18 protein-coding genes are annotated in these 23,970 nt (G+C 73.0%); 8 read left to right on the top strand and 10 right to left on the bottom strand.

The features are described 5' to 3' along the window. Positions 1-25: 25 nt before the first annotated feature. Positions 26-1,771 carry a serine hydrolase gene (locus ABZX65_RS27875; RefSeq protein ID WP_355345663.1) on the bottom strand — a complete coding sequence of 582 codons (1,746 nt, stop codon included), beginning with the start codon at positions 1,769-1,771 and terminating at the stop codon, positions 26-28. 205 nt (positions 1,772-1,976) lie between these two features. On the opposite strand from ABZX65_RS27875, the gene ABZX65_RS27870 reads away from it, so the two are divergent. After that, on the top strand, positions 1,977-3,185 hold the full coding sequence (locus tag ABZX65_RS27870; protein WP_355345660.1) for an amidohydrolase: 1,209 nt from the start codon (positions 1,977-1,979) through the stop codon (positions 3,183-3,185). 43 nt (positions 3,186-3,228) lie between these two features. On the opposite strand, the gene ABZX65_RS27865 is transcribed toward ABZX65_RS27870, so the two are convergent. The 4 genes from ABZX65_RS27865 to ABZX65_RS27850 form a co-directional block, all read right to left on the bottom strand. Further along, the gene (locus tag ABZX65_RS27865; protein WP_355345657.1) at positions 3,229-3,372 is read right to left on the bottom strand and encodes a hypothetical protein; all 144 of its coding nucleotides are present in this window, start codon (positions 3,370-3,372) and stop codon (positions 3,229-3,231) included. Between the two features lie 111 nt (positions 3,373-3,483). Continuing rightward, complete coding sequence (locus tag ABZX65_RS27860; protein WP_355345654.1) at positions 3,484-6,693, bottom strand: discoidin domain-containing protein; 3,210 nt, start codon at positions 6,691-6,693, stop codon at positions 3,484-3,486. A gap of 257 nt (positions 6,694-6,950) precedes the next feature. Then, positions 6,951-7,475, bottom strand: a complete 525-nt coding sequence (locus ABZX65_RS27855) for an AAA family ATPase (RefSeq protein ID WP_355345651.1) — start codon at positions 7,473-7,475, stop codon at positions 6,951-6,953. Between the two features lie 134 nt (positions 7,476-7,609). Then, positions 7,610-9,493 (bottom strand): LamG-like jellyroll fold domain-containing protein, encoded by a 1,884-nt coding sequence (locus ABZX65_RS27850; RefSeq protein WP_355345648.1) that lies wholly within the window; start codon positions 9,491-9,493, stop codon positions 7,610-7,612. A 303-nt stretch (positions 9,494-9,796) separates the two neighbouring features. Between ABZX65_RS27850 and ABZX65_RS27845 the strand changes: the two genes are divergently transcribed. Further along, the gene (locus ABZX65_RS27845) at positions 9,797-10,792 is read left to right on the top strand and encodes a pyridoxal-phosphate dependent enzyme (protein WP_355345645.1); all 996 of its coding nucleotides are present in this window, start codon (positions 9,797-9,799) and stop codon (positions 10,790-10,792) included. Positions 10,793-10,851: 59 nt separating this feature from the next. On the opposite strand, the gene ABZX65_RS27840 is transcribed toward ABZX65_RS27845, so the two are convergent. After that, entirely contained in the window at positions 10,852-14,061 is a 3,210-nt protein-coding gene (locus ABZX65_RS27840) for a TIM-barrel domain-containing protein (RefSeq protein WP_355345774.1), read from the bottom strand. A gap of 683 nt (positions 14,062-14,744) precedes the next feature. Between ABZX65_RS27840 and ABZX65_RS27835 the strand changes: the two genes are divergently transcribed. Further along, a complete protein-coding gene (locus tag ABZX65_RS27835) occupies positions 14,745-15,269 on the top strand; it encodes a hypothetical protein (RefSeq protein WP_355345642.1) in 525 nt (174 codons plus the stop codon). A gap of 55 nt (positions 15,270-15,324) precedes the next feature. On the opposite strand, the gene ABZX65_RS27830 is transcribed toward ABZX65_RS27835, so the two are convergent. Next, positions 15,325-15,963: a hypothetical protein gene (locus ABZX65_RS27830; protein ID WP_355345639.1), complete on the bottom strand. Its 639-nt coding sequence runs from the start codon at positions 15,961-15,963 to the stop codon at positions 15,325-15,327. 298 nt (positions 15,964-16,261) lie between these two features. Here ABZX65_RS27830 and ABZX65_RS27825 point away from each other — a divergent pair, with 298 nt between their 5' ends. Continuing rightward, positions 16,262-17,977, top strand: coding sequence for a PHP domain-containing protein (locus tag ABZX65_RS27825; protein WP_355345636.1), 1,716 nt, complete (start codon positions 16,262-16,264; stop codon positions 17,975-17,977). Then, entirely contained in the window at positions 17,974-18,666 is a 693-nt protein-coding gene (locus ABZX65_RS27820; protein WP_355345633.1) for a hypothetical protein, read from the top strand. Before ABZX65_RS27825 ends, ABZX65_RS27820 begins: the two co-directional genes overlap by 4 nt. Before the next feature lie 54 nt (positions 18,667-18,720). Here ABZX65_RS27820 and ABZX65_RS27815 read toward each other — a convergent pair whose 3' ends face one another. Continuing rightward, positions 18,721-18,960: a DUF6191 domain-containing protein gene (locus tag ABZX65_RS27815; RefSeq protein WP_355345630.1), complete on the bottom strand. Its 240-nt coding sequence runs from the start codon at positions 18,958-18,960 to the stop codon at positions 18,721-18,723. A 130-nt stretch (positions 18,961-19,090) separates the two neighbouring features. Between ABZX65_RS27815 and ABZX65_RS27810 the strand changes: the two genes are divergently transcribed. Next, complete coding sequence (locus ABZX65_RS27810; protein WP_355345627.1) at positions 19,091-19,309, top strand: HTH domain-containing protein; 219 nt, start codon at positions 19,091-19,093, stop codon at positions 19,307-19,309. Here ABZX65_RS27810 and ABZX65_RS27805 read toward each other — a convergent pair. Then, on the bottom strand, positions 19,306-21,012 hold the full coding sequence (locus ABZX65_RS27805; protein WP_355345624.1) for an FAD-dependent monooxygenase: 1,707 nt from the start codon (positions 21,010-21,012) through the stop codon (positions 19,306-19,308). The two genes, ABZX65_RS27810 and ABZX65_RS27805, sit on opposite strands and share 4 nt — an antisense overlap. A 119-nt stretch (positions 21,013-21,131) precedes the next feature. Next, a complete protein-coding gene (locus tag ABZX65_RS27800) occupies positions 21,132-21,767 on the bottom strand; it encodes a TetR family transcriptional regulator (RefSeq protein WP_355345621.1) in 636 nt (211 codons plus the stop codon). A 225-nt stretch (positions 21,768-21,992) separates the two neighbouring features. Between ABZX65_RS27800 and ABZX65_RS27795 the strand changes: the two genes are divergently transcribed. Then, positions 21,993-22,805: a hypothetical protein gene (locus tag ABZX65_RS27795; protein ID WP_355345618.1), complete on the top strand. Its 813-nt coding sequence runs from the start codon at positions 21,993-21,995 to the stop codon at positions 22,803-22,805. A 45-nt stretch (positions 22,806-22,850) separates the two neighbouring features. Continuing rightward, positions 22,851-23,810 (top strand): nitronate monooxygenase, encoded by a 960-nt coding sequence (locus tag ABZX65_RS27790; RefSeq protein WP_355345615.1) that lies wholly within the window; start codon positions 22,851-22,853, stop codon positions 23,808-23,810. Positions 23,811-23,970 lie beyond the last annotated feature (160 nt).

The following is a 23,970-nucleotide window of genomic DNA, read 5'->3' as shown; positions in this document are numbered from 1 at the left end:
GAGCGCTCCGCGGCCGGCGGACGGATCAGTGCACGGTCCGCCAGGCGCCGGCCGGGGTGAGTCCCGCGGCCCGCAGCAGGTCGTGGTGGCCCGAGGTGACCGACAGCCCCGCGAGGTCGACGCCGCGGCCCTCGTAGACCGGGTCGGTGGCGTACGTCCAGCGGATCAGCGCACCGGCCGCGTCCCGCGGAAGCTCGGCGCGCACCCGCCACCAGGCGCGGACGTCCTGCCCCGACAGCGAGGTCGGGGCGCCGGACGGCGCGCCCTTGCCGGTCACCCGCAGCGGTAGCGGCTGCCAGGTCGTGCCGCCGTCCGTGGAGGACTCGACGGTGAGCAGGTCGGTGGACTCGGTGTTGACGAACGCCGAGAAGTCGATGTCGACCCGTGTCTTCGCGGTGATCGGTCCCGTGGTGAGGGTGCTGGTGGTGCCGCCGCCCTGCCCCGAGTACCACAGCGGGCCGCCGCCGGGGGCCCGGACCGCGATCGCCTGCGCGAGCGCGGTGGCGATGGCCCGGCGCGGCGGATTGGTCGAGGGCGTGTTCCGCGTCGGGTGCACCCGGTTGCTGAGCAGGACGGCGAACGAACGCGACTGCGGGTCGATCACCAGCGAGGTGCCGGTGAAACCGGTGTGCCCGAGGGTGCGCGGACCGGATAGGCCGCCCATGTACCAGATCTGGTCCAGCTCGAAGCCCAGGCCGTGCGAGTCACCGGGGAACGCCTGGTTGAAGTTCTGCTCCATCAGCGTGACGCTGTTCCGGCTGAGGATCCGACGGCCCTTGTACGTACCGCCGTTGAGGATCGTCTGCGCCAGGACGGCCAGATCGTCCACGGTGGAGAAGACGCCCGCGTGGCCCGCGACGCCGCCCATGGCCCACGCGTTCTCGTCGTGCACCTGGCCGCGCACCATGCCGCGCGCCGGGCTGGTCTCGTACTCGGTCGCCGCGATCCTCGGCAGCTTCGCGGCCGACGGGTTGTAGCCGGTGTCGGTCAGCCGCAGCGGTCCCGTGATGCCGTCGCGCACCAGCGTGTCGAGCGGCTTGCCCGTCACCTTCTGCAACACCAGTTGCAGGCTCAGCATGTTCAGATCCGAGTACAGATACGTCGTCCCCGGCGCGTTGATCGGCTTCGCGTCGAGAATCGCCTTCTCGCGGGACGGCAGATCCGGGTAGCCCTGCCACAGGGAGGGGACCGGATCGGCGTCGAACCCCGAGGTGTGGGTGAGCAGTTGCTCGACGGTGACGGCGCCCTTGCCGTTGGTGGCGAACTCCGGCAGGTAGTGCGCCACCGGCGTGTCGAGGCCGATCCGGCCCGCTTCGAGCTGCTGCATGGCCACGATCGAGGTGAACAGCTTCGACAGCGAGGCCAGGTCGTAGATGGTGTCGGTACGCGCCGGGACCCGCTGGTCGGCCGGCAACTCGTGGGTGGCGTCGGCGTATTCGACCGCGTAACCGCCCGCGTCGCGCTCCACCACCACGCCGTCGTGGGCCATCAGCGTGGTCGCGCCGGGGAAGAGGTGATTCGCACCCGAGGCGGGGTCCTCCCAGCCCGCCATCTGCCGCTCGAAGGCGTCGATCGGCGCCGCGTCCAGCCCGGCCGACCGGGGGGTGCCCCGGTGCAGGACGGTGTCCGCCGGGGCGAATCCGGAGTACGGCCGGTCGAATTGGCCGCTCCCGCCGTGCTGCGGGGCCGGGGTCGCGTCGGCGCTCCCGGCGAGTACGAGGGAGAGGGAGGCGAGCAGCGCCGCGGCTGCCGTCAGTGCAGGGGTCCGCATGGAAACCTCGTCTGTAGAGGCCGGCTGGATCGGGAGCAGTGGTCGGGAGCGGCAGGGAAGGGACGCCGGGGGAGTGGAAGGATTCCTACCGCATGGCAGCTGGCGTCGGTAAGTTACTCACGCCGCACGTGCGGGTCAACCATTCGACCGGTCAAGGCTGTCGGGCGCGACGAACCCCGCGCCGCCGTCCGGTACCCTCCCACGCATGCCATCAGCACTGGACAGCCAGGAGATCGGCAATATCGCGCAAGGGTTCGACAACGACCTGGTGCTGCTGCGCCGCGACATCCACCGCCACCCCGAGCCCGCGGGCGCCGAGGAACGTACGGCGGCGCTGGTCGCCGAACGGCTGCGGGCCGCGGGCCTCACGGTGACCACCGGCGTCGGCGGCCACGGCGTGGTCGCGGTGCTCGACGGCGCGGGACCGGGACCCACCCTCGCCTACCGCGCCGACATGGACGCGGTGGACGACGACGAGCTGGACGAGCTGTTCGAGAGCGACTTCGCCTCCCTCGTCCCCGGCACCGCGCACCTGTGCGGCCACGATCTGCACACGGCCGTCGGGGTCGGCGTCGCCCAGGTACTCGCCCGGCTGCGCGAGCGCTGGCACGGCCGGATCGTCTTCCTCTTCCAGCCTGCCGAGGAGACGCTGGCCGGAGCGCGGGCCATGATCGAGGACGGCGCCCTGGAACACACACCCCCGCGCGAGGTCTACGCGCTGCACTGCGGGCCGTTCCCGGTCGGCACCTTCGCGGTCATGCCCGGTCACGGACTGCCGGGACAGGACCATTTCCAGGTCGAGTTGACCGGCCCGGACGCCGCGTCCGACGCGCGCCGGATTCTCGACCTGGTGGACGGCCTGTCCACCGTCCGCCTCCCGCGCAACCCCGAGGAGTACGACCGCCTGCTGGCCGACCTCCGCGACCCCGACGGGCCGCTGGCGCGATTCGTCGTCACCTGGCCCGAGTTGACCGCGCTCGACGACGGCAGCCCGCTCGTCCGCGTCTCGCTGCGCGCCTGGCCCGACAGCCGCTACGCCGAGATCCGCGACACCGTACGCGCCGCGGTGGAACCGCTGCCGGGCGCCACGGCCGTCTTCGCGGACGAGCCGTTCCCCGCGATGGTCTGCTCGCCGGAACTGAGCGAGGCCGCGGCGCGGTACCTGCGCGGCGCGCTCGGTCCGGACACGGTGGAGGTGCTGCACGCCTCCTTCCCCTTCAACGGCGAGGACTTCGCGCTCTTCCTGAACGGTGTGCCGGGCGCGATGTTCTACCTCGGCGTCGCCAATCCGGAGGCCGGGATGAACGGCGCCCCGCACGCACCGGACTTCGCGGCCGACGAGCGGGCGCTGGGGTTCGGCGTCCGCGGCATGGCCGGTTTCCTGCTCAGCCGCCTCGCGGCCGACGTGGCCTGACGGCCCGCCCCACCCTCGGCGGAAGCGGGCCTCCTCATCGGCCCTACGCGGACGGCGTCCTGCCGGTGGCCGCCGCCGCGGGGCCGACACCGGTCCCGGTGACGGCCGCGACGCTCACGGTGCACGACGTGCCCGGGGTGAGGGCGCCGACGACCACGGCTCCCGCCTGCTGCGCGTCGTCGTGCACTGAGTTCGACCTGATGCGACGTCAGCGGCCCTCGCGGCGATGCCGGTTCGGGGCGGCAGACCGGCCTGACCCGGTCTGCCGCCCCGAACCGGGGCTCTTGTCCGGCCGTGGTCAGGCCGGGACGACCTCCAGGCTCACCAGCCGCGCGTCCGTGTCGCGACCGCCGGACACGGCGAGCGCCACATAGCGTGCCGTCGTACGCGCCGCGAGCGTCGCCGCACGGCCGCGCCGCCGCAGCTCGCCCGCCGAGGTGTACGTCAGCCCGTCCGTGCTGAACTCGATGGCGGCGGACGGCACATGGCCGCCGGTCCAGGCGGTACGGATCTCCCGCACATCGACCGCCGCGCCGAGATCGACCACCATGCGGCCGCGCGCGGAGCCGGGCCGCCAGGACGTCGCCGGGTCGCCGTCCACGGCCGCGGCCGGATCCGACATGCCCGCCGGCAGCGGACCGGTCGGGAAGGTGTCGCAGCCGACCGCCACGTCCTCCAGCGGATACGGCTTCGCGCCGCGCACGGTGACCTGCGCGGTCCTGCCCGGCTGGACATCGACCTGGGCGCGGGCGCCCGACGGCGCCGTGACCAGCAGACGGGCGCGCGGACCGCTCACCCGTACGGTCGCGGCGTCCACGACCTCCACCCGCAGACCGGTGGGCACCGAACCGCCCGCACGCGACGTCAGGGTGAAGCGGGCCGGGACGACCGCCGCGCTCGCGGCCGTCAACTCGGTGGCGACGTCGGTGCCGTCCGCGGTGACGTGCTGCGTTCCCGCGTAGAGCGTGAGACGGGACCGGCTCTGCGGCACCGACACCGTGGTGGCGACGGAGCCGGCGGAGAGGTTGAACAGGCTCAAGTGCCCGCCCGCCGTACTGGCCTTGACCGCCGCGTCGCGCGCCCGGGGCACGGGCAGCGCGGCGGCGGCCTTCACCGCGCGCGGGTCGCCCGACGGCAGCCCCTCCACCAGCAACGGCTCGGCGGGACCGTCGGAGAGCACCACCAGATCGCCGTACACCGACAGCGGGTTGGCGGCGCCGCGCACCACCAGCCCCGCCCGGCCGTCCACCGACAGCCAGCCGCCGCGGCTGGACAGGTCCGCGCTCGGGAAGCGGATCAGATCGGTCCAGGTCTTCCCGTCCGCCGAGCCCTGCACGCGGTACGCGCGGGCCGCCGCCGTCTCCCAGCGCAGCGTCACACGGTCGAAGGCACTGGCGGCGCCGAGGTCCACGGTCAGCCAACTGTCCGCGCGCCCGCGGTCCGAGACCGCGACCGCCCACCGGGTCGTCGCATTGCCGTCCACGGCCAGCGCCGCGCCCTTGCCGGAGTCGGCGGACGACGCGGTGGCCGTCCTGCCCTGGGCCAGATCCGGACCGCTCGCGCCGTCACGGACCTCGAAGGCGTACAGCGAGTAGCCGTACGTGGTGTGGCCCGCGACGCCCTGCATGCGCACGTACCGCCACGAGCCGCTGGGCACGGTCAGCTCGTCCACCCGCGGCCCGGGACCGACACCGGCGTTGCCGCTGTCCTGCGAGGCGACCTTCGCGCTGCCCTCGGCCGCGGTGTACGTGCGGCTGCCGACGAGCCCCGCGACACCCGGCATCGTCAGATTCTGCACCCGCAGCGAGCCCTCGCCCGACGCCGTACCGCTGGTCGCGTAGACCACCGCGCCGGACGGCAGAGTGGTGAAGCCCGCGGTGCCCGAGTCCAGGGTCAGCACGGTCGCGGTCGCGTCGAAGCCGTCGCGCACCTCCCGGTACGTCGTCACCGACCGCTTGAGCACCTTCGCCGCCGTCGCGGGCAGGAACATCGGCGTCGTGCCGCTGAGCGCGAACAGCCAGTCGTCGTGGGCGGGTTGCCAGCCGAACTTCACAAAGCCCGGCTTGCTGACCGCCGCCGCCCAGGCCGCCGGGGTCTGCTGCGCGACCAGGCCGGGGCCGGGGCCGAAGTCCTTGACGCCGGAGGCGCGCGCGAACATCTCCGCGTCCGACAGGGGCTTGACGATCCCGCCGTGCGCCGCCCGCCACTCGTGCAGCAGATAGCTGATCGCCACCTCTGCGCGCGCCTCGGGCTCGTACTTCGGCTCACCGGAGAACTTCGCCAGCCGGTACAGCGGCGCGTACGCCTGGTACGGCGCCAGCCGCGCCGCCATCGCGGCCTCGCCCCACGCCGCCGTACGGTCCCCGGCGACCTGCGCGAGGAACGCCAGCGGGATCACGTCACGGCCGTAGAGGTGCTCGCGGTCGGCGACCATCGGCATCAGCGGCTCGCCCGCGTCGCTCATCACCATCAGCAGCGTGCGCCACAACTGCCTGGCGTTCGGCTGCTCGGTGAGCACCTGCGGCAGCGGACGGCCCGCGGTGATGAAGTGCACGGCGTTACGGCCCGAGGTGCGCCACAACTCCTGCTGGTAGTGCGGTCCGAAGGAGCCGTGGTTCTCCACGATGAAGGAGTCGTACAGATTCGTCGCGGTGTTCGCGCTGACCGCGACGCCGTCCACCACGGTCGGGTTGGCCAGGTCGGCGGCCGGGAGCCCCGTCTCGTTCCGGCTCCAACGGCCGTACGCGGCGCTCCAGTCGGCATACCTCGGATCGTCGCTGGCCCAGGCCAGACCCGGCGCCAGGGACTGGGCGTAGACGCCCATCTCCTCCAGCTTGGTGTCCCCGACGAAGCCGCCCTTGAGCCCGTTCGGCGTCCAACTGCCGGACGCTGGGTCGTTGGCGGTGCCCAACGCCGTGGTGTACGCGGCCTGTTCGCGCACGATCGTGTCGACGTGACCTCGCGTCACCGCGTCCAACTGGTCCCAGAGCAGGTGCGCCGCGAGCACGAAGTAGAGCTGGAAGGTCGTGTCGAAGAAGAGGGTGCGGCCCCACTCGGTGCCGCCCGTCAGGCGGTTGGACGCGGCGAAGTGCTTGACGGTGGCCAGTGTGTGCGCCCGCAGCGTCTCCTTGTCGATGCCCGCGCTCGTGGCGTCGTACGTACCGCGGGTCAGCAGCACCGCGTTGCCGAGGACGACCACGAAGTTGTAGTCGGTCCCCGTGTAGTAGCCCTTCGAAGCGTCCCACTGGGTCTCGGCCCAGCGGGTGTGGGTCAGCAGCGCCTGGTAGTAGGCGGCGGCGACATCGTCGTCGGGAGCGTGGCCAGGACCGTGCCCTGCGCCGCCGGGCCGGCCCGCGGGCGCGGCGTCCGCGGAGGCGGCGCCGATCGACAGCGGCGTGGCGACGGCCAGGGAGGTGAGCGCGGCGAGCTGGGCGAAGCGCCGTCTGCCCAGTCCGGCGGGGTCGTGGGTCACGGCAGATCTCCTCTTGCGTTTAGACAACGTTGTCATAGGCTGCCGGGCCATTCTTTGCGGTCGTGGACGCGGCCGTCAAGGTCTGGGGAGACGGCAAAGCGGACGGACCGCGGCCGGTGACCGGGCGGACTGTGGCCGGTGGGAGGCGCGGTGCGCGTGGGCTGCGGGATGCGAGGGACGGGCGGCCGGGGGAGGCGCGGGGCGCGATCCGGAACCCGGCCCAGCCGTCGGTCGCGGGGGTACCGGGGTTCGGCACGCGGCCATCGGGCCGACGAGCCCGCCAGGTCACCGCGTCACGGGCGCACGGTGCGCAGCCACGCCTCGGCCCGACGCGGCGAGGGGAAACGGAACACCTGGAGGTGCGCGAAGCGGGGGTCCTGGCCGCGCCCGCCGATGTCCGCGCGCCGGGCGGCGTGCTGGGACCAGGCCCACCACGCCGGGTGTTCGCCGCTGAACCAGCCCGACACGGTCTCCACATTGCCGCCGAAGACCCGCTCCCGGCGCAGCGTCCTGCTCAGCGACCGGCGCAGGACGCGCGGCATGATCACCGCTCGCGGGTAGTCGAGCCAGACCACGGTGTCCGCGCGTGTCCACAGCAGGTCCCGTACCTCCGGGTAGCCGAAGGAGTCGACGATCCACTCGGGGCCGGCCGCGAGGTCGGCGACCTTCCGCTCGAACTCCGGGTCGGTGGCCCAGTCGGGGCCCGAGAACCGCAGGGCGTCCATCTCGTGGAAGGGCAGGCGGAGCCGCTCGGCGAGGGCCCGCGCCATGGTGGTCTTGCCCGCTCCGGTGATGCCTGCGACGAGGATGCGTTTCACCGCCCGAGGCTAACCGCTGCTCGGGCGGTGGGGTCCCGGTCCGGGTCCGATCGAGAGTGAGGTCCGGGGCCGGGGGACGGGGCCGGGGGACGGGTGCGGTCGGGTCGGGACCCGCCCCCCGGCGGCTGTGTCCGTCAGGCGTTCATGAACTCGCGCGGGGCCAGCGCCCGTTCGGCGATCCGGACGTCACCGATCCAGCCGCGCATGACCTGGTCCGGCTTGCCGCCGTCCGCGTGACCGCCGATCATCCACGGCAGATTGAGCGAGGTCAGGCCGTTGTTGCGGGTGGACGGATTGCGGACGACCGGACAGCCGTCGACGTACATCGTGGTCTGCCGCCCGTTGTTGACGACGGCGACGTGCCACCAGACGTTGATCGGCAGGTAGTGGCCCCAGTTGGTGGTCGACGTCGTGAGGTTCAACGGGTAGACGTTCCACTGGAGTTCGGCGCCGCCGGACAGGCTGAGGGTGACGATCGGCTCGGTCTCGGAGTAACCCGTCTTGCCCGCCTGGCCGCTGGTGCCCCAGCGGCTCAGCAGCGCCGACCAGCCGTTGCGGTTGCCGTCCCAGTCGGCGGGCAGCTTGAAGAACGCCTCGAAGGTGTACGCCGAGCGGAAGGTGGCCGCGTTCAGCGGCGCCCTGTCCACGGTCTGGAGGTAGGCGCCGTGCGGGCCGCCGCTGTCCCTGTCCCCGCCGAAGTAGAGGCTGGCGTGGCCGGGCTGGTCCGGGTGGTGGTCGGCCGACCAGGTCAGCGCCGCGTCCGTGGCGCCGGGCAGCGCGACCTTGGTGAGGTCGTTGCCGCGCCCCGACAGGTCGACGATCCGGTCGGTGCCGTGCGAGCCGTCGAACCGCCAGTACGCCAGGGTGCCGGGGACGAGCATCCGGTTGACGGGCCGTGCGGGCCGCGGGGTGGCCGGGGCGAAGCCCGAGAAGCGCTGCTCGAAGTCGATGTCGAGCGAGAACCGGTCCTGCGGTCCCGTCAGTTCGATCTCCTGCCGCTCCAGCTCGTTGAGGCTGTCGGCGGCCTTGCCGAGGATCCACGGGGAGATCGTCTCGACGTCGATGGTGTCGCGCGCCAGGTCGAAGCGGTAGAGCCGGATCATCGCGGCGCCGCCGTAGTACCGGTCCTGGTAGTTGGTGATGTGCAGATGCGTGTCGTGCCCGGCGGCGTTCTTCTTCACCGTGCGGGCGGGCGGCCAGAAGTGACCGTTGAGCGTGAGGAAGATCTGGTCGTTGCCGTCGATCAGGTCGGCCCACAACTGCTGCCCGAAGTCGGACAGTTCGGCTTCGTCGCCGTACGTGTCGGCGCCGACGATCTCGTGCGTGGTGAGGATGACCGGGGACTTCGGGTGCGCGGCGATGACCTTCTTCGCCCACGCGACGCCCGCGGCCGACGGCCGCCAGTCGAGGGCCAGCACCAGCCACTCCCGGCCCGCGGCCCGGAAGGTGTGGAAGGTGTTGTAGCCGTCGGGGCTCGCGCCGCCGAAGGAGCGCGCCTTGCGGAACCGCCGCGGCCCGAAGTGGTCGAGGTACGGCGTGTTCCCGCGTTGGTCGTCCTTGCCGGGGATGTCGTGGTTGCCCGCCAGCACGCTGTACGGCACCTGGTGGTCGTCCAGGATCTTGAACGCCTTGCTGATGGAGGCGAATTCGCCCGCCTTGCCGTTCTGGGTGAGGTCGCCCAGGTGTGCCATGAAGACGATGTTCTCGTCCTTGCCGTTCGCCAGCAGATAGCGGAAGGCCGCCTCGACCGGCGCCGGGTACAGGGCGTCACCGTCGAACATGTACTGCGTGTCCGGCATCACCACGACGGTGAAGCGCTGGTCGTCGGTGTCGGGCCGCCACGGCCCACCGAACCCCGGAAGCCCGGCGGTTCCGGCCGTCCCCGGCGTACTGGCCGACGCGGGTCCCGCGGCCGACAGACCGGCCACCGCGGCTCCGGCGAGTCCGGCTCCGACGAGCAACGATCGGCGGCTCGCGCCGGGCAGGGGTCCCTCGGGCTGGTGCTGCGGACTGCACATGGGCGTCTCTCATTCGTCTGCGCTGTTGTTCGGTTCATCGGTCGTCGCCGTGGGGCAGCACGGAACCTGTGAGGGGTCCCCGAGAGGTCGACGGGGCAGGTCCGGCCGGCAGAAGCCGACGCTACGGACCGAGATGACAGCCCCAGCCAACGCGCGACGAAGCGCACATGAACGCCTTGCCGGAATCACCCACTCCGGGCGCGCCCCCGGCCCGTGCACCGCCGCCGCGCAGGCCGCGGGACCGTAACGTCCGAGGTCCGGCCACCCGCGAGGCGCCCGAGGAGCACGGCGTAGGGTGCGGTGGTGACCTCAACCCACCGCCCCCCGACCGCCGCCGCGCCGGTCACGCTGGCCGACGTCCGCGACGCCGCCGCCCGCATCGACGGCGTCGCGCACCGTACGCCCGTCCTGCGCTCGCGCACCCTGGACGACCTCGTCGGCGCCGAGGTCCATCTCAAGTGCGAGAACTTCCAGCGCGTCGGCGCGTTCAAATTCCGCGGCGCGTACAACGCCGCGTCCCGGCTCACGCCCGAGCAGTTGGCCAAGGGCATCGCCGCGTACTCCTCCGGCAACCACGCGCAGGCCGTCGCGCTCTCCGCGCGGGAACTGGGCAGCACCGCGGTGATCGTGATGCCGGAGGACACCCCGCGCTCCAAGCGGGAGGCCACCGAGGGCTACGGCGCGGAGGTCGTCACCTACGACCGGTATACGGGCGACCGGGTCGCCATCGGCGAGGCGCTGGCCGCCGACCGCGGCCTCACCCTGATCCCGCCGTACGACCACCCGCACGTCATCGCGGGGCAGGGCACCGCCGCCCTGGAACTCCTCGACGAGGCAGGGCCGTTGGACGCCCTCGTGGTGCCGGTCGGCGGCGGGGGACTCCTCGCGGGAAGCGCGACCGCCGTCAAGGGGCTGGACAGCGCCATCCGGATGATCGGCGTCGAACCGGCGGCGGGCGACGACACCAAGCGCTCGCTGGAGGCGGGCGAGCGTGTCGCCATCCCCGTCCCGCGCACGATCGCCGACGGGCAAGCGGCCTCCGTCCCCGGCGAGTTGACCTTCTCCATCAACCGGCGGCTGGTGGACGACATCGTCCTGGTCACCGAGGACGCGATCCGCGAGGCGATGCGTTTCGCCTTCGAACGCCTGAAGATCGTCCTCGAACCAAGTGGCGCCACGCCCCTGGCAGCACTGCTCTCCGCCCGCGTCACCCCCCTACCGCCCCGCGTCGGCCTGATCCTGTCCGGCGGCAACATCGACACCGCGCGCTTCGCGGAGCTGTGCGGTGGCGCGGGCTAGCGGCGTCATAGGTACGGGCCCGCGCGGGAGTACGCGCGGGCCCGTACGGGGCCGGTCGGTCAGCGGTAGCTGAGGGTGACCGGTGCGTGCACGCTGCGCGCGGGCAGCGTGCAGGTGAGGGAGCGGGTCGCGCTGTCGTAGTGGTACGCGTCCGGCGGCAATCCCTTGCCGGCCGCCGTGACGTGGCTCGGCGCGGCGACGCCGAGCAGCGTCACCGTCCACTGCCGGGTCCTGACCTGGCCGGGGAAGGACCCGGCGGCCGGGCTGACGGTGACGGTGTGCCGACCGCCGCTCTCGCGGTACCGGACCGTCGTGGTGGCGCTGCGACCGGGACCCCCGGCGGTGCCGTTGTCCTCGTAGAGCGAGGTCGAGCCGGAGGCGCCCGCGGCCACGGTCAGCGTGACCTTGGTCAGCGGCGCCTTGTCGTTGGCGGTGACATCGTCCGTACGGGTCGGGATGACGGCGCCCGCCTTCACGAACACCGGCATCCGGTCGAGCCCCGTGGTGATGGTCCGCGTGGTGCCGCCGGTGTAGGTCTGCCCGGTGAAGTAGTCCGTCCACTGGCCGGGCGGGAACCACACCGACGTCGTGGCCGTCGTCCCCGGGGTGGTGACGGGAGCGACCAGCATGTCGGAGCCGTAGAAGTACTCACTGCCCGCGGTGGCGTACGCCTGCGGCTCGTCCGGGTATTCGAGGTACGTGGCGCGGACCACGGGGACGCCCGTGGTGACCGCCTGCTGCGCGAGGCTGTACGTGTAAGGCACCAGGTTCTCGCGGAGGTTGAGGAATGTGTCCGCCGACTGCCGGGCCGCGGTGCCGTACTGCCACGGCAGCCGGTCGCTGTGGTTGCTGTGCAGCCGGTCGACGGGCTGGAAGGTGCCGAGCTGCACCCACCGGGCGTACAGGTCGTCCGGCAGCTTGTGCGTGGTGTGGGTGCCGCCGCCGTCGGTGTACGTCTCGGAGCCGGTCAGCCCCGTCGTGTCGTTGTGCCCGCCGATGTCGTGGCTGACCGCGGACATGCCGGTCGCGACCGACTCGCCCGGTGTGTAACCGACTTCGGACCGCAGCGTGCCCCAGGTCGAGGACGTGTCACCGGTGAAGTGCACGGTGGTGCGCTTGTCGGCCCACGGTCCGGTGGGCAGCCCCTGCTGGCCGCTGTACCCGCCGGCCTGGAGCGAGCCGTAGGCACGGGAGATGACGAAGCCGCGGCCGATCGCCGGAGCGGATTCCGCCGCGTACGCCTGGTTGATCCACGCGTCGGGCGTCACTCCGGCGAGCGAGGACTGGGAGTTGTCGCAGCACCAGTCGAACCACCAGAAGTCGTTGCCCTGCTGGTCCATCGTCTTGTGCAGGTCCATGTACGCCTTGAGCTGGTCGGGGTCGCCGAAGTCGAAGACGTAGCAGTCGCCTCCCGCGCTCGCCCCCGCCGCGCAACCGCCCTTGACCAGCTTGCCCTTGGCGGTCGCCTGGGCCTGCGCGAACTGCGGGTCCGAGGCCAGGATGCTCGGGTGGGTGTTGAGCGTGTTGTGCAGCCCCTGCGCCGCCGACCAGTCGAAGAAGCCCTTCGGGTCGGGGAATGTGGCGGTGTTCAGCTCCCAACCGCTCCAGGCGTTGGGCGACTTGAAGTCCGTGTCGGTCACCAGGACGTCCAGCGGGACGCCTTCGGACCGGAAGGCGGGCAGGATCGTGTTCTCGTAGTCGGCGGCGGTCCTGTCGATGTACTCCGAGTACCAGACGCCGTACGCCCACTGCGGCAGCAGTTGCGCCGGGCCGGTCAGCGTCGCCAGATCCGACAGCGCCTGCTTGTAGGCGTGGCCGTACCCGAAGAGATAACCGTCCTGGTACGGCGTCCCGTTGTGCGAGGGGCGCTGCGTGACCTTCTTGGCGGCGGTGTCGTACAGCGCGGACGTCGTGTCGTCCAGCAGGTACCAGCCGTCCTTGTACATCAAGCCGGGCGTGGTCGTCGGATTGCCGTTGTCGCCGTTGAGCCCGTCGAGGCTGCGCCGGTATCCGCCGAGCGCGAGGTGCGGCTGCGGGGCCGCCGCGCCGGACGCGGTCACCGACAGCGTGTCGAGGTTGATGTGGCAACTCGCCGCGTTCGGGCAGCCGACGGTGATGTCGTCGGCGCCCGCCTTGAGCGCCACGGGCACCGAGGCGGTCTGCCAGGTGTCCCAGTTGCCGGTCACCGGCAGCGAGAGCGTCTGACTCGTACCGCCGGACGACACCGTGGCCGTACGGGTCTGGTTCAGGCCGTCGCCGCCCGTGGAGTTGGCGTAGCGCACCTGGACCGCGTACGTCCCGTCCGACGGGACCCCGACGACGTGGGTCGTCACGCTCGACCCCTGGTTCAGCTCCCCGAGGAAGCCGCCGCCCGAGTATCCGCCGTGGTCGGTGGCCACCTTCGCGGAACCCGCGATCCGGTCCGCCTCGGCCTCGCAACTCGCGCCGAAGGCACAGTCCGCGATCGCCGTCGCCGAGGCCGTGGGGAACGCGCTCCCCGAGTTCACCAGCGCGACGCTGTCGATGTTCACATTGCCGGAGTTCCCGGCGGCCCTGGACAGCGTGACGGTGTGACGGCCCGCGCCGAGCTGCACCGCGGCGGTCGCCAGACTCCAGGTGTCCCAACTGCCGGTCACCGGAAGGCTCAGCGTCCGCGCCGCGCCGCCGTCGACCGTCAAGGTGAGCGTGCGTGTGGTGTTCTGGCCGTCGCCCGCCGCGGAGTTGGCGTACCGCGCGTCGAATTGGTACGTGCCCGCCGTCGCGACCTCGACATCGGCCGACAGCGAACTGCCCGTCCCCTGGAAGCCGGCCAGGAAGCCGGAGCCGGTGTACCCGGTGTGGTCCGTGGCGACGCCGACCCCGCTGTACGGCAGGCTCTCCGCCTCGCACAGCGCGCCGACCGCGCACGTCATCTGCTGCCACGGCGCCGCGGCGACCGCGGAGGATCCGGCTGTCAGTCTCACCGACAGATTCCGCGCGCTGAAGGGCCCGGAGCCCACCTGGTACCGCAGCGTCATCGCACTCGTCGCGACCGTCAGCCAGCCGTTGGACGTGCTCGTCGTGTACGCGGCCGGCGCGAAGTCGCCGCGGCCGATCGCGTTGTACGTCGCGGCGTCGGTGAACTTCCCGTCCTGCGCGTACTCGGTACGGATCAACGTCGGCGACAGCACCTGGAAGCGGGCGCCGCCCGAGGTCACCGAGGGGACGGCGTGGTGGCCCGCCCCGTGTCCCGGTCCCGCGGACGCCTGGCCCGCCCCGGCCACCGTCATCCCCGCCACGCAGGCGGTCACGGCGACCACCGCTGCCCGCCGCCGCATGTACCGCATCGTGCGCCACGCTCGTCTTCTTCTCACGCACAACTCCGTCCTGAAGCGGGCCCCTTGTCGACCCGTCGTGAGGCTCCGTCGGCCGCTGACAGCGTTGTCGGAGCCCGCCTCCCCGTACCGCGTGGGCTCCTGAGGTCCGACCTGGCGGAATGCTGGACAAAGGCGGCGCCCGCGTCCCACGGGCACCTCCCCGCACTTCTTCCATCGTTGCAAACGATGTCGGTGGCATGACAGCACAGTGCCTGGCGGGTGTCCATACGGGCGGCGGTCAACGTTGGAAAAAGGGGGGTCGCCCGCGCGGCGCCGAGACCGGCGGCGGCGCGCGCCGTTCCCGACCGCCGGGCATCCTCAGGGCGGTGCGGGTGATGCCCCGTCAGGGGCGGTTAGCCGCTCCCCGGATAGACGCAGACCGCCTCCACGGGGCACCGCTGGAAGCACGGCGCGGTGCCGCGCTCCTGACGTAGGACAGGGCGGCGCGCGGCGCGGACGTCGCCCTTCCGGGGCCCGGCGGCTCCCGGTACCGCGCCGGTCAGAACGCGGCCGGTCGGCTCGCGCGTAAGCCCGTACGCCCCCTGGCCGGGGAAAACGCGTGGCCCGACGGGGTCGGCCTCTGGGAGGCTCCCGGCGTGACGACGTATGAGGTGCTGCTCATCGGGGGGCGTTCGGGCGTGGGCAAGTCCACGGTGGCCTGGGAGGTTTCGGAGCTGCTGCGGGAGGCGGATGTCGCGCACTGCGTGATCGAGGGCGACCTCATGGGGCAGGTGCACCCGGCGCCGCCGGACGATCCGCGCCGCTCCGCGATCACCGAGCGGAATCTGGCCGCGGTGTGGGCGAATTTCGCGGCGCTGGGGCACCGCAGGCTGATCTACACCAACACGGTGAGCGTGCTGGAGCACGACATGTTCGTCCGGGCCCTGGGCGGCGGGCCGCCGCGCGTCGTCCGGGTGCTGCTCACCGCCGACGACGCGACGGCCCGCACCCGGCTCGCCCGGCGCGAGACCGGCTCCCAACTCGCCCCGCACATCAGCCGGAGCGACGTCATGGCGCGGCACCTGGCGGAACACGCGCCTCAGGACACGGTACGGATCGCCACGGACGGCAGGAGCGTCGTGGACATCGCCCGCGAGGTGGTCGCCGCGACGGGCTGGTGAACACCGCGCCCGGAAGGCGCCGCGCCCACCGCTCCGGAGCGGCGACGGGCCCGTGTCAGAGCAGGAAGACGCCGGGGCCGATCTCGCGGGAGGTCGCGCGCGCCTTCTTGGCGGCGGCCGGGGACCAGACCGTACTCGGGGACCAGAGGGCGCGCAGCCCGGAGACGGCGTGCGCGTTCAGGCCGGACAGGTCCGCGGCGGTGAGGTCGAGGACCACCGTGTCGAGCAGGGTGCCGAGCGAAGCGCCGTACGCGCTCATCCGGGACCTGGTGCTCGACATCTCGCGGTCCCGGACCCGGACGTAGAACGGCTCGCGGCTGCGCAACGTCGCCAGGGCGCGGGTCAGTTCGAGGACGCCCCGGCGGACGGCGAGGACACCGCCGTCGTCGAGCACGTCGCGTTCGTGGACGCTGACGTACCGCCCCAGCCGGGGGTGCGCCCGCAGACGCGCGCAGCCGCCCCGGCAGAGGCGGGCGCTGATCCGGCGGAGGCTGCGGGCGAGCGCCTTGCCCTGGTGGCGGACGACGTTGGCGCGCTTGGGGGAGAGGTAGGTGCGGCTGTCGTCCAGCGCGAGGGTGAACTCGGTCATGTCCCGGCGGGCCGCCGCCAGTTCCACCGCGAGTCCGGCGGGGTCGCGGCGCGCCAGGACGCAGTTCACCGACGCGGGCAGGGACCAGTTCTGCCGAGCGGTCACGCGGATACTCCTCGGGTCGTCCATCGTCCGCGGAGATTACGGGCGCCGCCTCGGGACCGGTCCCGAGCCCGTGGACGACGGCCCGCCACGCGGTCCTGTCCGGGGCCGGACGCGCCCTCGCCCGTACCGCCGACGACGCCCGCATGCGAGGGGCCCTCGCGACGCGACGCGCACGCCGTGGGCCTTTGCTTACGCTTTACTTCGCCTTTGCCACCCCACGGTGCCTCCCGCCGTTCACCCGCGCTGCCCAGACTCGCCGCGTCCTACGCGTACATCCTGTCGTCAGCGGGAGCTGAATATGAGCCACGGCCACAGCCACGGTCACCAGCACGGGCCCCACGATCACGCGCACGGCGGTCACACCGACGGCGGTTCGCTGCCTCCCGCCCTCGACACCTCGGTACCGGACGAGGAGTTGACGCCCAGTCAGCTCTCGCGGCGCTCCATGCTGCGCCGAACGGGCCTGCTGGGCGCGGGACTCGCGGCCGGGAGCGTCCTGGCCGGAGCGGGCCAGGCGGCGGCGCACTCCTCCGGCGGTCATGCGGGCCACGGCGGTTCGCACCCCGGCGGCCTGCTGTGGCTGGCGGGTGACCACCACATCCACACCCAGTACAGCAGCGACGCCAAGTACCGCGTGATCGACCACGTACGGCAGGCCAACGCGCACGGCCTCGACTGGATGGTCATCACCGACCACGGCAGTGAGCAGCACGCCAAGATCGGTGTGGAGAAGGTCAATCCGGACATCGTCGCGGCCCGCGCGAAGGTCTCCGACACCCTGGTCTTCCAGGGCCTTGAGTGGAACATCCCGGCCGCCGAGCACGGCACCGTCTTCGTCCACCCCGGCCGCAACGAGGTCGCGGTCCTCAAGGAGTTCGAGAACTCCTTCGACGGTTCGGTGAAGGGCGCGAGCGCCAGCACGCCCGCCAACGAGGCGCTGGCCATCTCCGGCCTGAACTTCCTCGCCGACCAGGTCAGGCGGCGCAAGGTCCAGGACGTGCTGTTCCTGGCCAACCACCCGGCGCGCAAGGGCATCGACTCCCCGCACGAGATCCGCGCCTGGCGCGACGCCCAGCCGGGGATCGCCGTCGGCATGGAGGGCGCCCCCGGCCACCAGGCGGGCGGCCTGCCCGCCCCGCAGGGCGCCGGGTCCGGGCGCGGCATCTACGACAACAGCCCCAGCGCCGACTCCTTCCCGGGCTACCCGCTGGAGAGCTACCGCACCTGGGGCGGCTTCGACTGGATGACCTCCACCGTCGGCGGCCTGTGGGACAGCCTCCTCGCCGAGGGCAAGCCCTGGTGGATCACCGCCAACTCCGACTCGCACAACGTCTACGCCGACAATTCGGTGCGCGGCCCGAACGGCGACTTCAACGCCAACGGCAAGTACGCCGACCCGGTCTACGGCGGCGCGCTCAACCTCACCGACACCGACTTCTGGCCCGGCCAGTACAGCCGCACCCACGTCGCCTCCGCCGGCTTCTCCTACGCGGCCGTCATGGACGGCATCCGCGCCGGACGCGTCTGGGTCGACCACGGCGGCCTGATCAGCGGCCTCGACGCGCGGCTCGGCGACGGCAGCCGGTCGGTCACCCTCGGCGGCGTCCTGCACGTGCGCCGCGGCAGCAAGGTCGACCTGGTCGTCACCGTCGCCCTGGCGGGCGGCCCGAACTGGTCCCAGTTCGTCCCCAAGCTCGCCCGCCTCGACGTCATCCAGGGCCAGGTGACCGGCACCGCGCGGGACAAGGACACCCTCGCCGCGCCGAACACCAAGGTCGTGAAGTCATTCGAGGTCGACAAGTCGACCGGTAAGGTCCGGCTGACCTACTCCCTGGGCCGGGTCGACAAGCCGGTGTACGTCCGCCTGCGCGGCACCGACGGCAACCGCACCGCCGTCGGCGTCAACGGCGCCTCCGTCGACCCGGTCGGCCCCGCCATGGACGTGATCGGCGACGCCGACCCCTGGAAGGACCTGTGGTTCTACTCCAACCCGATGTGGGTCCTGCCCGCATGACGACCCCGCACGAAGGACCCGGCGGCCACACCGTCATCGGTGTGACCGCCGGGTCGGTGAATCTGCGCGAGGCCGACCACCTCATCCGGCACCTCGCCGACGTGCTCGACCTCCCGGCCGCCACCGTCGCCTGCACCCACCTCGTACGCGCCACGGCCCGCCCGCGTACGGCCGTCTCCTTCGCGCTGCCCGACGCCGAGGCCGCGACGGCGGCATGGGACCGGCTGCTGGCCCGGCTCTCGCCCGAGGACACGGCGGGGCCGGGCGGGGCGGGGCTCGACGGTGCGGGACTCGCCAGCGCTGGACTCGACGGTGCGGGCGCCGCGCTCGGCCCTGCTACGCACGGCCCGGCCGAGGAGGCGCGTTCCGCGACCGCGGCGGCGGCGGAACACGCCCGCGGGAGCGGCGGCCGGGCGGTGCTCTATCCGGGCGCCGACGTCCTGACCGGCACCGTCACGCTCGCGGACCTGCTCGCACGTACCGCGATCGACCAGGTCGTCCTGGTCGGCGCGCCGCCCGCGACGGACGGCGACGGGCCCGATCCGCACATCCCCGTGCGGACCCGCGACCACGTACGCCCGCGGTGGCGCGACGGACGGCTCGTGCTGGACCTGACCCCCGCGGCCGGTGGCACGCTGGCCCCCTTCGAGGTGCCGAACCCGACTCCCTGCTGCGCCGACCACCCGTAGTCCCGCCGTGGCGCGCGGATCGCTCGGGAGCTGCGGATGAGGCGTGCCCGCGCCTCACTCCTCGTCCGCGTCCACGGCCGGTTCCCGGGCGGGGGCGGGCTCCGACGGGGCCGCCTCGGTGACGTGGGCATCGGCGTGGGCCGGACGGATGACCACCGAGCCGGAGTCGAGGTCTATCGCCCCGCGCGCCGGATCGCTGCTGCCCTCGTCGTCGCGGGACAGCTCCAGGCGGTTGCGCTCGTCCTCGGTGTGCTTGCGGCCGGGCGCGAAGAGCTCATCCATGAAGTTGAACATCGCGGCTCCTTCTCGGCTCGGCTCGACACGGCACCACTTCAGGCTACGCCGAGCGTCCCCCGAACGAGTGAGAGCCGCCTTTGACAACGAGGGGTTGACATGACAACCCCTCGTTGTCACTCTGGAGGGCATGGCAGACAGGAAAGATCTCTCGATGCACGAGCCGACCTTCGCCCGCATCAAGGAAGTGCGCGCCCAGGCCATCCACCACACCCGCCTGGCCCGACAGTTCGCCGTCGAGCGGCGCGACCTGATGCAGGAGCTCATCGGACAGGGCGTTTCGCAGTCCGACATCGCCCGCGAGCTGGGCGTGAGCCGCCAGGCCATCCAGAAGATGCTGGCCTGCTAGACGGCGCCCCCGGTCCGATTCCCGGCCTGATCCCAGGCCGGACGCCCGGCCCGGCCCCGGATCTGATCCCCGGCGCCGAACCAGTGCCGCGCGGCCGACCGGAGCGCGTCCAGGGCCGCCGCGCCGGGACGCGGGTCGGACGACGCCCAGGCCACGTAGGAGTCGGGACGGATCAGCAGGGCGGTCGGGGCGGCAGCGTCGTCCGGCCGCGACGGCGGCTGCTGTGACCGGGACGGCGCGTGCGCCGTGACGACGCCGACGCGGTCGCTCCACGGGCCGAGCGCCGCCGCGGCCGCCGCGTCGTCGGTCAGGTCGAGCAGCAACGGCCGCGCCGATCTGGCCAGTTCGGCCACCGAGACCGTGCCGCCCGGGGTGGGGAGGTCCAGATCGGGCGCGAACCGCCCCACCAGCGCGTGCGGTTCGGGACCGCCCATGTCGTAGCGGACATCGGTGCCCGCCGTGAGGTCGGCGAGGTGCTGGACGGTCGCGGGCTGCGCGAGCAGTTCGGTGAAGAGCTGACGCAGCGCCGTGACGTCGTCGCCGGGAGCGGTCAACGCGGCCTGCGCCTGGGCGTAGACGACCATACGGTCTGCGGCCCCGCGCCGCTCGGCGTCGTAACTGTCGAGGAGGTGGGCCGGCGCGGTGCCGTGGATCGCGGCGGCCAGTTTCCAGCCGAGGTTGACCGCGTCCTGGAGGCCGAGGTTCAGGCCGGGGCCGCCGCCCGCCGTGTAGATGTGGGCGGCGTCGCCGACGAGGAACACCCGCCGGTCCCGGAAGCGCTCGGCCACCCGCGTGTTGCCGCCGGTCAACCGCCGCAGGACGTAGGGCCCTTCGCCGGTCGGCGGGCTCAGCGGCAGATCGGCGCCCAGTACACGCCGGACGCTCGCGCCCAGTTCTTCGAGGCTCATCGGCGTCCCGGTCTCCGGCTGGTCCCACTCCGTGGTGCTGATCAGCGCCGGGCGGCCGGGGAAGGGCGCGTACGAGAATCCGCCGTGCTCGGTACGGAGCGGCAGGAACGGCCGGACGGTGCCGTAACCGGGCACATTCAGGGCGCCGGTCGCGGGGTCGACCCAATGCGCGGGGACGGTCGCGTGCGCCGTCCGGTTGGTTCTGCGGTCGTCACTCACGCCGGGGAAGCCGATGCCCGACAGCTTGCGGGTGACGCTGTGCGCGCCGTCCGCGCCGACGACGTAACGGGCGCGCAGCCGGTACGCGCCGTCCGGTCCCGTGACGTCCACGGTGACGGCGTCGCCCGGTGCGCCCGCGTCAGGGTCCGACGCCTCCTGCGGGTCGTGCGGGTCCTGTGATTCCTGCGCCAGGGCGGTCACCCGGTGGCCGCGCCGGATCTCCACGCCGAGTTCACCGGCCCGCTTCTCCAGGATCTCGACGATGTGCCGCTGCGGCGCCGCGATGCCGTACACCGGGCTGTCCGGGAGCAGGCTCAGGTCCAGCGGCAGGGCGGCGAACATGAAGGAGGCGGAGTTCGGGCGCGGCGGCCCCGGCGTCCCGCTCAGGTCCTCGTACAGCCCCCGCCGGTCGACCAGCCGTACGACCTGGCCGACCAGTCCGTTCGCCTTGGGCTCCTCGCTCGGCGCCGACAGGCTCTCCAGCACGGTCGGCCGTACCCCGGCCAGGGCCAACTCGCATGCCAGCATCAGCCCGTTCGGACCGCCTCCGACGATGACGACATCCGTGGTGACCAACTGGTCCTCCTCAGTGACTCGTTGCGTGAACGGAAGAAGGGAAAGGGGGAGCGCCGTACGAGGGCAGGCCGGAGCGACCCGGCGGCCGACCGGGTCAACTCACTTACGGTGCGGGCGGATCAGGGAGCGGGCAGGCCCGCGACGATCCCGTCGAACGTCTCGCGCAGGACCGCGGCGAGCGACACGGGCGGATCCGCGGTCAGGGAGTGCTCGACGGCCACGGCGCTGCCCGCGCCGACCACCGCGGCGACCAGCTTGGGATACACATCGCGGGCGACGTCGGTGCCGGTGCGCTCGGCGACGGCCCTGGCCAGTTCCTCCTGCGCGGCGGCGTTCGCCTTGACGATCTCGCCGTGCAGGGCCGGTTCCGCGAGCATCAGCCGCACGCCGTCCGTCCAGCGCCGCCGGTCCTCGGACGAGCCCTGCTCAGGACCGCCCTTCGGCGCGAACTGGCCCTCCACGGCATGTGCCACCGACTCCCACAGCGGCTCGTCGGCCGGTCGCGCGCGCAGTTCGTCGGCGACGCGTCGCATCCGCTCCAGGTGGCTGGCGGCGATGGCCTCGGCCTTGCCGGAGAAGTAGTTGCGGAAGGTGCGCACGGACACGTTCGCCGCGGCGGCGATGTCCTCCACGGTGACGTCGTCCCAGCCGCGCTGGACGCACAGCCGGATCGTGGCCTGGCTCAGCGCGACACGCGTCTCCCGCTTCTTGCGCTCCCGCAGGCCGAGGCGGGCGGCGTCTTCGTCCTGTGTCATGGCTACGACGGTAGATAAATATTGCCGTGATGGCAAGATTGCCGGAGCGGCAAGTTTATTAGAAGGCGGTCGGCGACGGTTCCGGGGGCGGCTCGCGTCGGCGCCTCCCGCTCTCGGGGGCGCACCTGAGGGTCACGTCCCTGACGCCACGTCAGGGGCCCTTCGGGGTACGGCAAGGGGCATCCCCAAGGCCGCACCGCCGTGCGCGACGGCAGGCTGACAGCCATGCGATCCACCACCGACACGCGCCGCTCGACCGTCCGCCGCGGAGCCGCGGGCCTGGCCCTCGCCGCCGCCCTGGCCGCCACGGTCACGGGCACCGCGAGCGCCGACCCCGCAGCCGACCCCGCGGCCCTGTCCGCAGCCTCGTCCGCGGCCACCGACGCGCCCGCCCCGCCCCCGTACTCGTCCGACTTCAGCGACTGCCCGGCCCTCCCCGCCGGGGTCGACGCCACGCTCTGGAAGTGCGAAGTCCTCACCGCCACCGGGTCGTTGACGCTCGGCAGCCGTACGATCCCCGAGTTGGCGCCGATGACGCTCACCCACGCCGAGGGCCCGCTGCCCGACGGCGCCGACGGCCAGGTCTGGGGCGCCCTGCGCAGCGCCCCCGACCGCGTCCCCGGCGGCCTCACCGGCATCCCCGGCGCCGACCGAGACCCGCTGCTCCGGCTGTCCCTGCGACCGGAGTACGGCGGCCGGTCCGACTTCTTCTCCGTCGGCGACCGTCTGGGCCTGTTCACCCTGCGCTTCCGCGCCCTCAGCCCCCTGCTGCCGCACGGCTGCGTCATCGGCGGCGGCGACACCCCGGTCGAGCTGCGGCTGGTGCGCTCTGGCGGCTCCCGCGTCGTCTCGCAGGATCCGCCGGTCATCGCGTTCGACGCCTACGACACCGCCTTCACGGTCCCCGGCGCCACCGGCTGCGGCCCCCTCGACCGCCTCGTCGACAACCGCCTCGGACTTCCCGCCGCCACCGGCAACGCGATGCGGCTGAGCGCGTACTACACGTTCAGGACCTACGATCAACTCCCGCCGCGCTGAGTGGGATCACGCGTCGCGGACCCGGCCGGGGCCATGATGGAGCCCATGACTTTGGCGACGGCGTTCACGGAGATGTTCGGTGTGCGGCACCCGATCGCGCTGGCACCGATGGGCGGTTCCGCCGGTGGCGCGCTGGCGGCGGCCGTGTCGCGCGGCGGCGGCCTCGGACTGCTCGGCGGCGGCAGCGGCGACCGGGAGTGGCTGGCCCGCGAGCTGCCGGTGGCGGCCGAGTGCGGCAGGCCGTGGGGAGTCGGGTTCCTGAGCTGGGCGGCCGAGGCCGGCGCCGTCGAGCAGGCACTGGAGTACGGTCCCGCCGCGGTGATGCTGTCCTTCGGGGACCCGGCGCCCTTGGCGGCACGCGTCCGTGCGGCGGGCGTGCCGCTGATCGTCCAGGTCACCGACCTGGAGGAGGCCCGGCGGGCGCTGGACGTCGGGGCCGACGTCATCGTGGCGCAGGGCACCGAGAGCGGCGGACACGGCGCGCGCCACGGCAGGTCCACGCTGCCCTTCGTGCCGGTCGTGGTCGACCTCGCGGCTCCGGTGCCGGTGCTCGCGGCCGGTGGGATCGGCGACGGCCGCGGCGTGGCCGCCGCGCTGGCGCTGGGCGCGGCCGGTGCGCTCATCGGCACCCGCTTCCAGGCGACGGCCGAGGCCGGGGCCGAGCCCTCGGCCGTCGAGGCGATCGTCGGCGGGAGCGGGGAGGACACCGAGCGCAACAGCGTCCTGGACATCGCCCGCGGCTCCCGGTGGCCGACGGCGTACACCGCTCGTACGCTCGGCCACCCCTACCTGGACCGCTGGCGCGGCCGGGAGGCGGAGCTGGCCGCCGACCCGCAGGCGCGGCAGGAGTACCAGGCCGATGTGGCGCGCGGCGCGGTGCCCTCGCTCCCGGTGTGGGCGGGGGAGGCCGTCGACCTCGTCCACAACGTCCCGCAGGCCGCCGACCTGGTCGCCGTACTGGCCGTTCAGGCGGAGGAGGCGCTGGCGCGGGCCGTACGGCGCTGACCTCGCCGTTCACGCGGGCCGACGTCCGCCCGTACGGGAGCGGTCGCGGACAGGCGTACGCCGCCGGATGGCAGGATGCTTGCGGTAGGTGCCATCGCGGCCACCGACGCCCCGGTGGGTACCCGTGTCCGGCCGCGAGGCACGCGGAGTCACCGCAGTC

It is taken from the genome of Streptomyces sp. NPDC003300, from assembly GCF_040610915.1.
Taxonomy (GTDB): domain Bacteria; phylum Actinomycetota; class Actinomycetes; order Streptomycetales; family Streptomycetaceae; genus Actinacidiphila.
This window is presented reverse-complemented; position numbering and strand designations above follow the sequence as displayed.

Coding starts and splice junctions, on each gene's coding strand:
- ABZX65_RS27800 (WP_355345621.1), bottom strand. CDS start 21,767: ATGACACAGGACGAAGACGCCGCCCGCCTCGGCCTGCGGGAGCGCAAG.
- ABZX65_RS27820 (WP_355345633.1), top strand. CDS start 17,974: ATGACGACCCCGCACGAAGGACCCGGCGGCCACACCGTCATCGGTGTG.
- ABZX65_RS27875 (WP_355345663.1), bottom strand. CDS start 1,771: ATGCGGACCCCTGCACTGACGGCAGCCGCGGCGCTGCTCGCCTCCCTC.
- ABZX65_RS27790 (WP_355345615.1), top strand. CDS start 22,851: ATGACTTTGGCGACGGCGTTCACGGAGATGTTCGGTGTGCGGCACCCG.
- ABZX65_RS27840 (WP_355345774.1), bottom strand. CDS start 14,061: ATGACGGTGGCCGGGGCGGGCCAGGCGTCCGCGGGACCGGGACACGGG.
- ABZX65_RS27870 (WP_355345660.1), top strand. CDS start 1,977: ATGCCATCAGCACTGGACAGCCAGGAGATCGGCAATATCGCGCAAGGG.
- ABZX65_RS27815 (WP_355345630.1), bottom strand. CDS start 18,960: ATGTTCAACTTCATGGATGAGCTCTTCGCGCCCGGCCGCAAGCACACC.
- ABZX65_RS27860 (WP_355345654.1), bottom strand. CDS start 6,693: ATGACAACGTTGTCTAAACGCAAGAGGAGATCTGCCGTGACCCACGAC.
- ABZX65_RS27810 (WP_355345627.1), top strand. CDS start 19,091: ATGGCAGACAGGAAAGATCTCTCGATGCACGAGCCGACCTTCGCCCGC.
- ABZX65_RS27825 (WP_355345636.1), top strand. CDS start 16,262: ATGAGCCACGGCCACAGCCACGGTCACCAGCACGGGCCCCACGATCAC.
- ABZX65_RS27850 (WP_355345648.1), bottom strand. CDS start 9,493: ATGTGCAGTCCGCAGCACCAGCCCGAGGGACCCCTGCCCGGCGCGAGC.
- ABZX65_RS27795 (WP_355345618.1), top strand. CDS start 21,993: ATGCGATCCACCACCGACACGCGCCGCTCGACCGTCCGCCGCGGAGCC.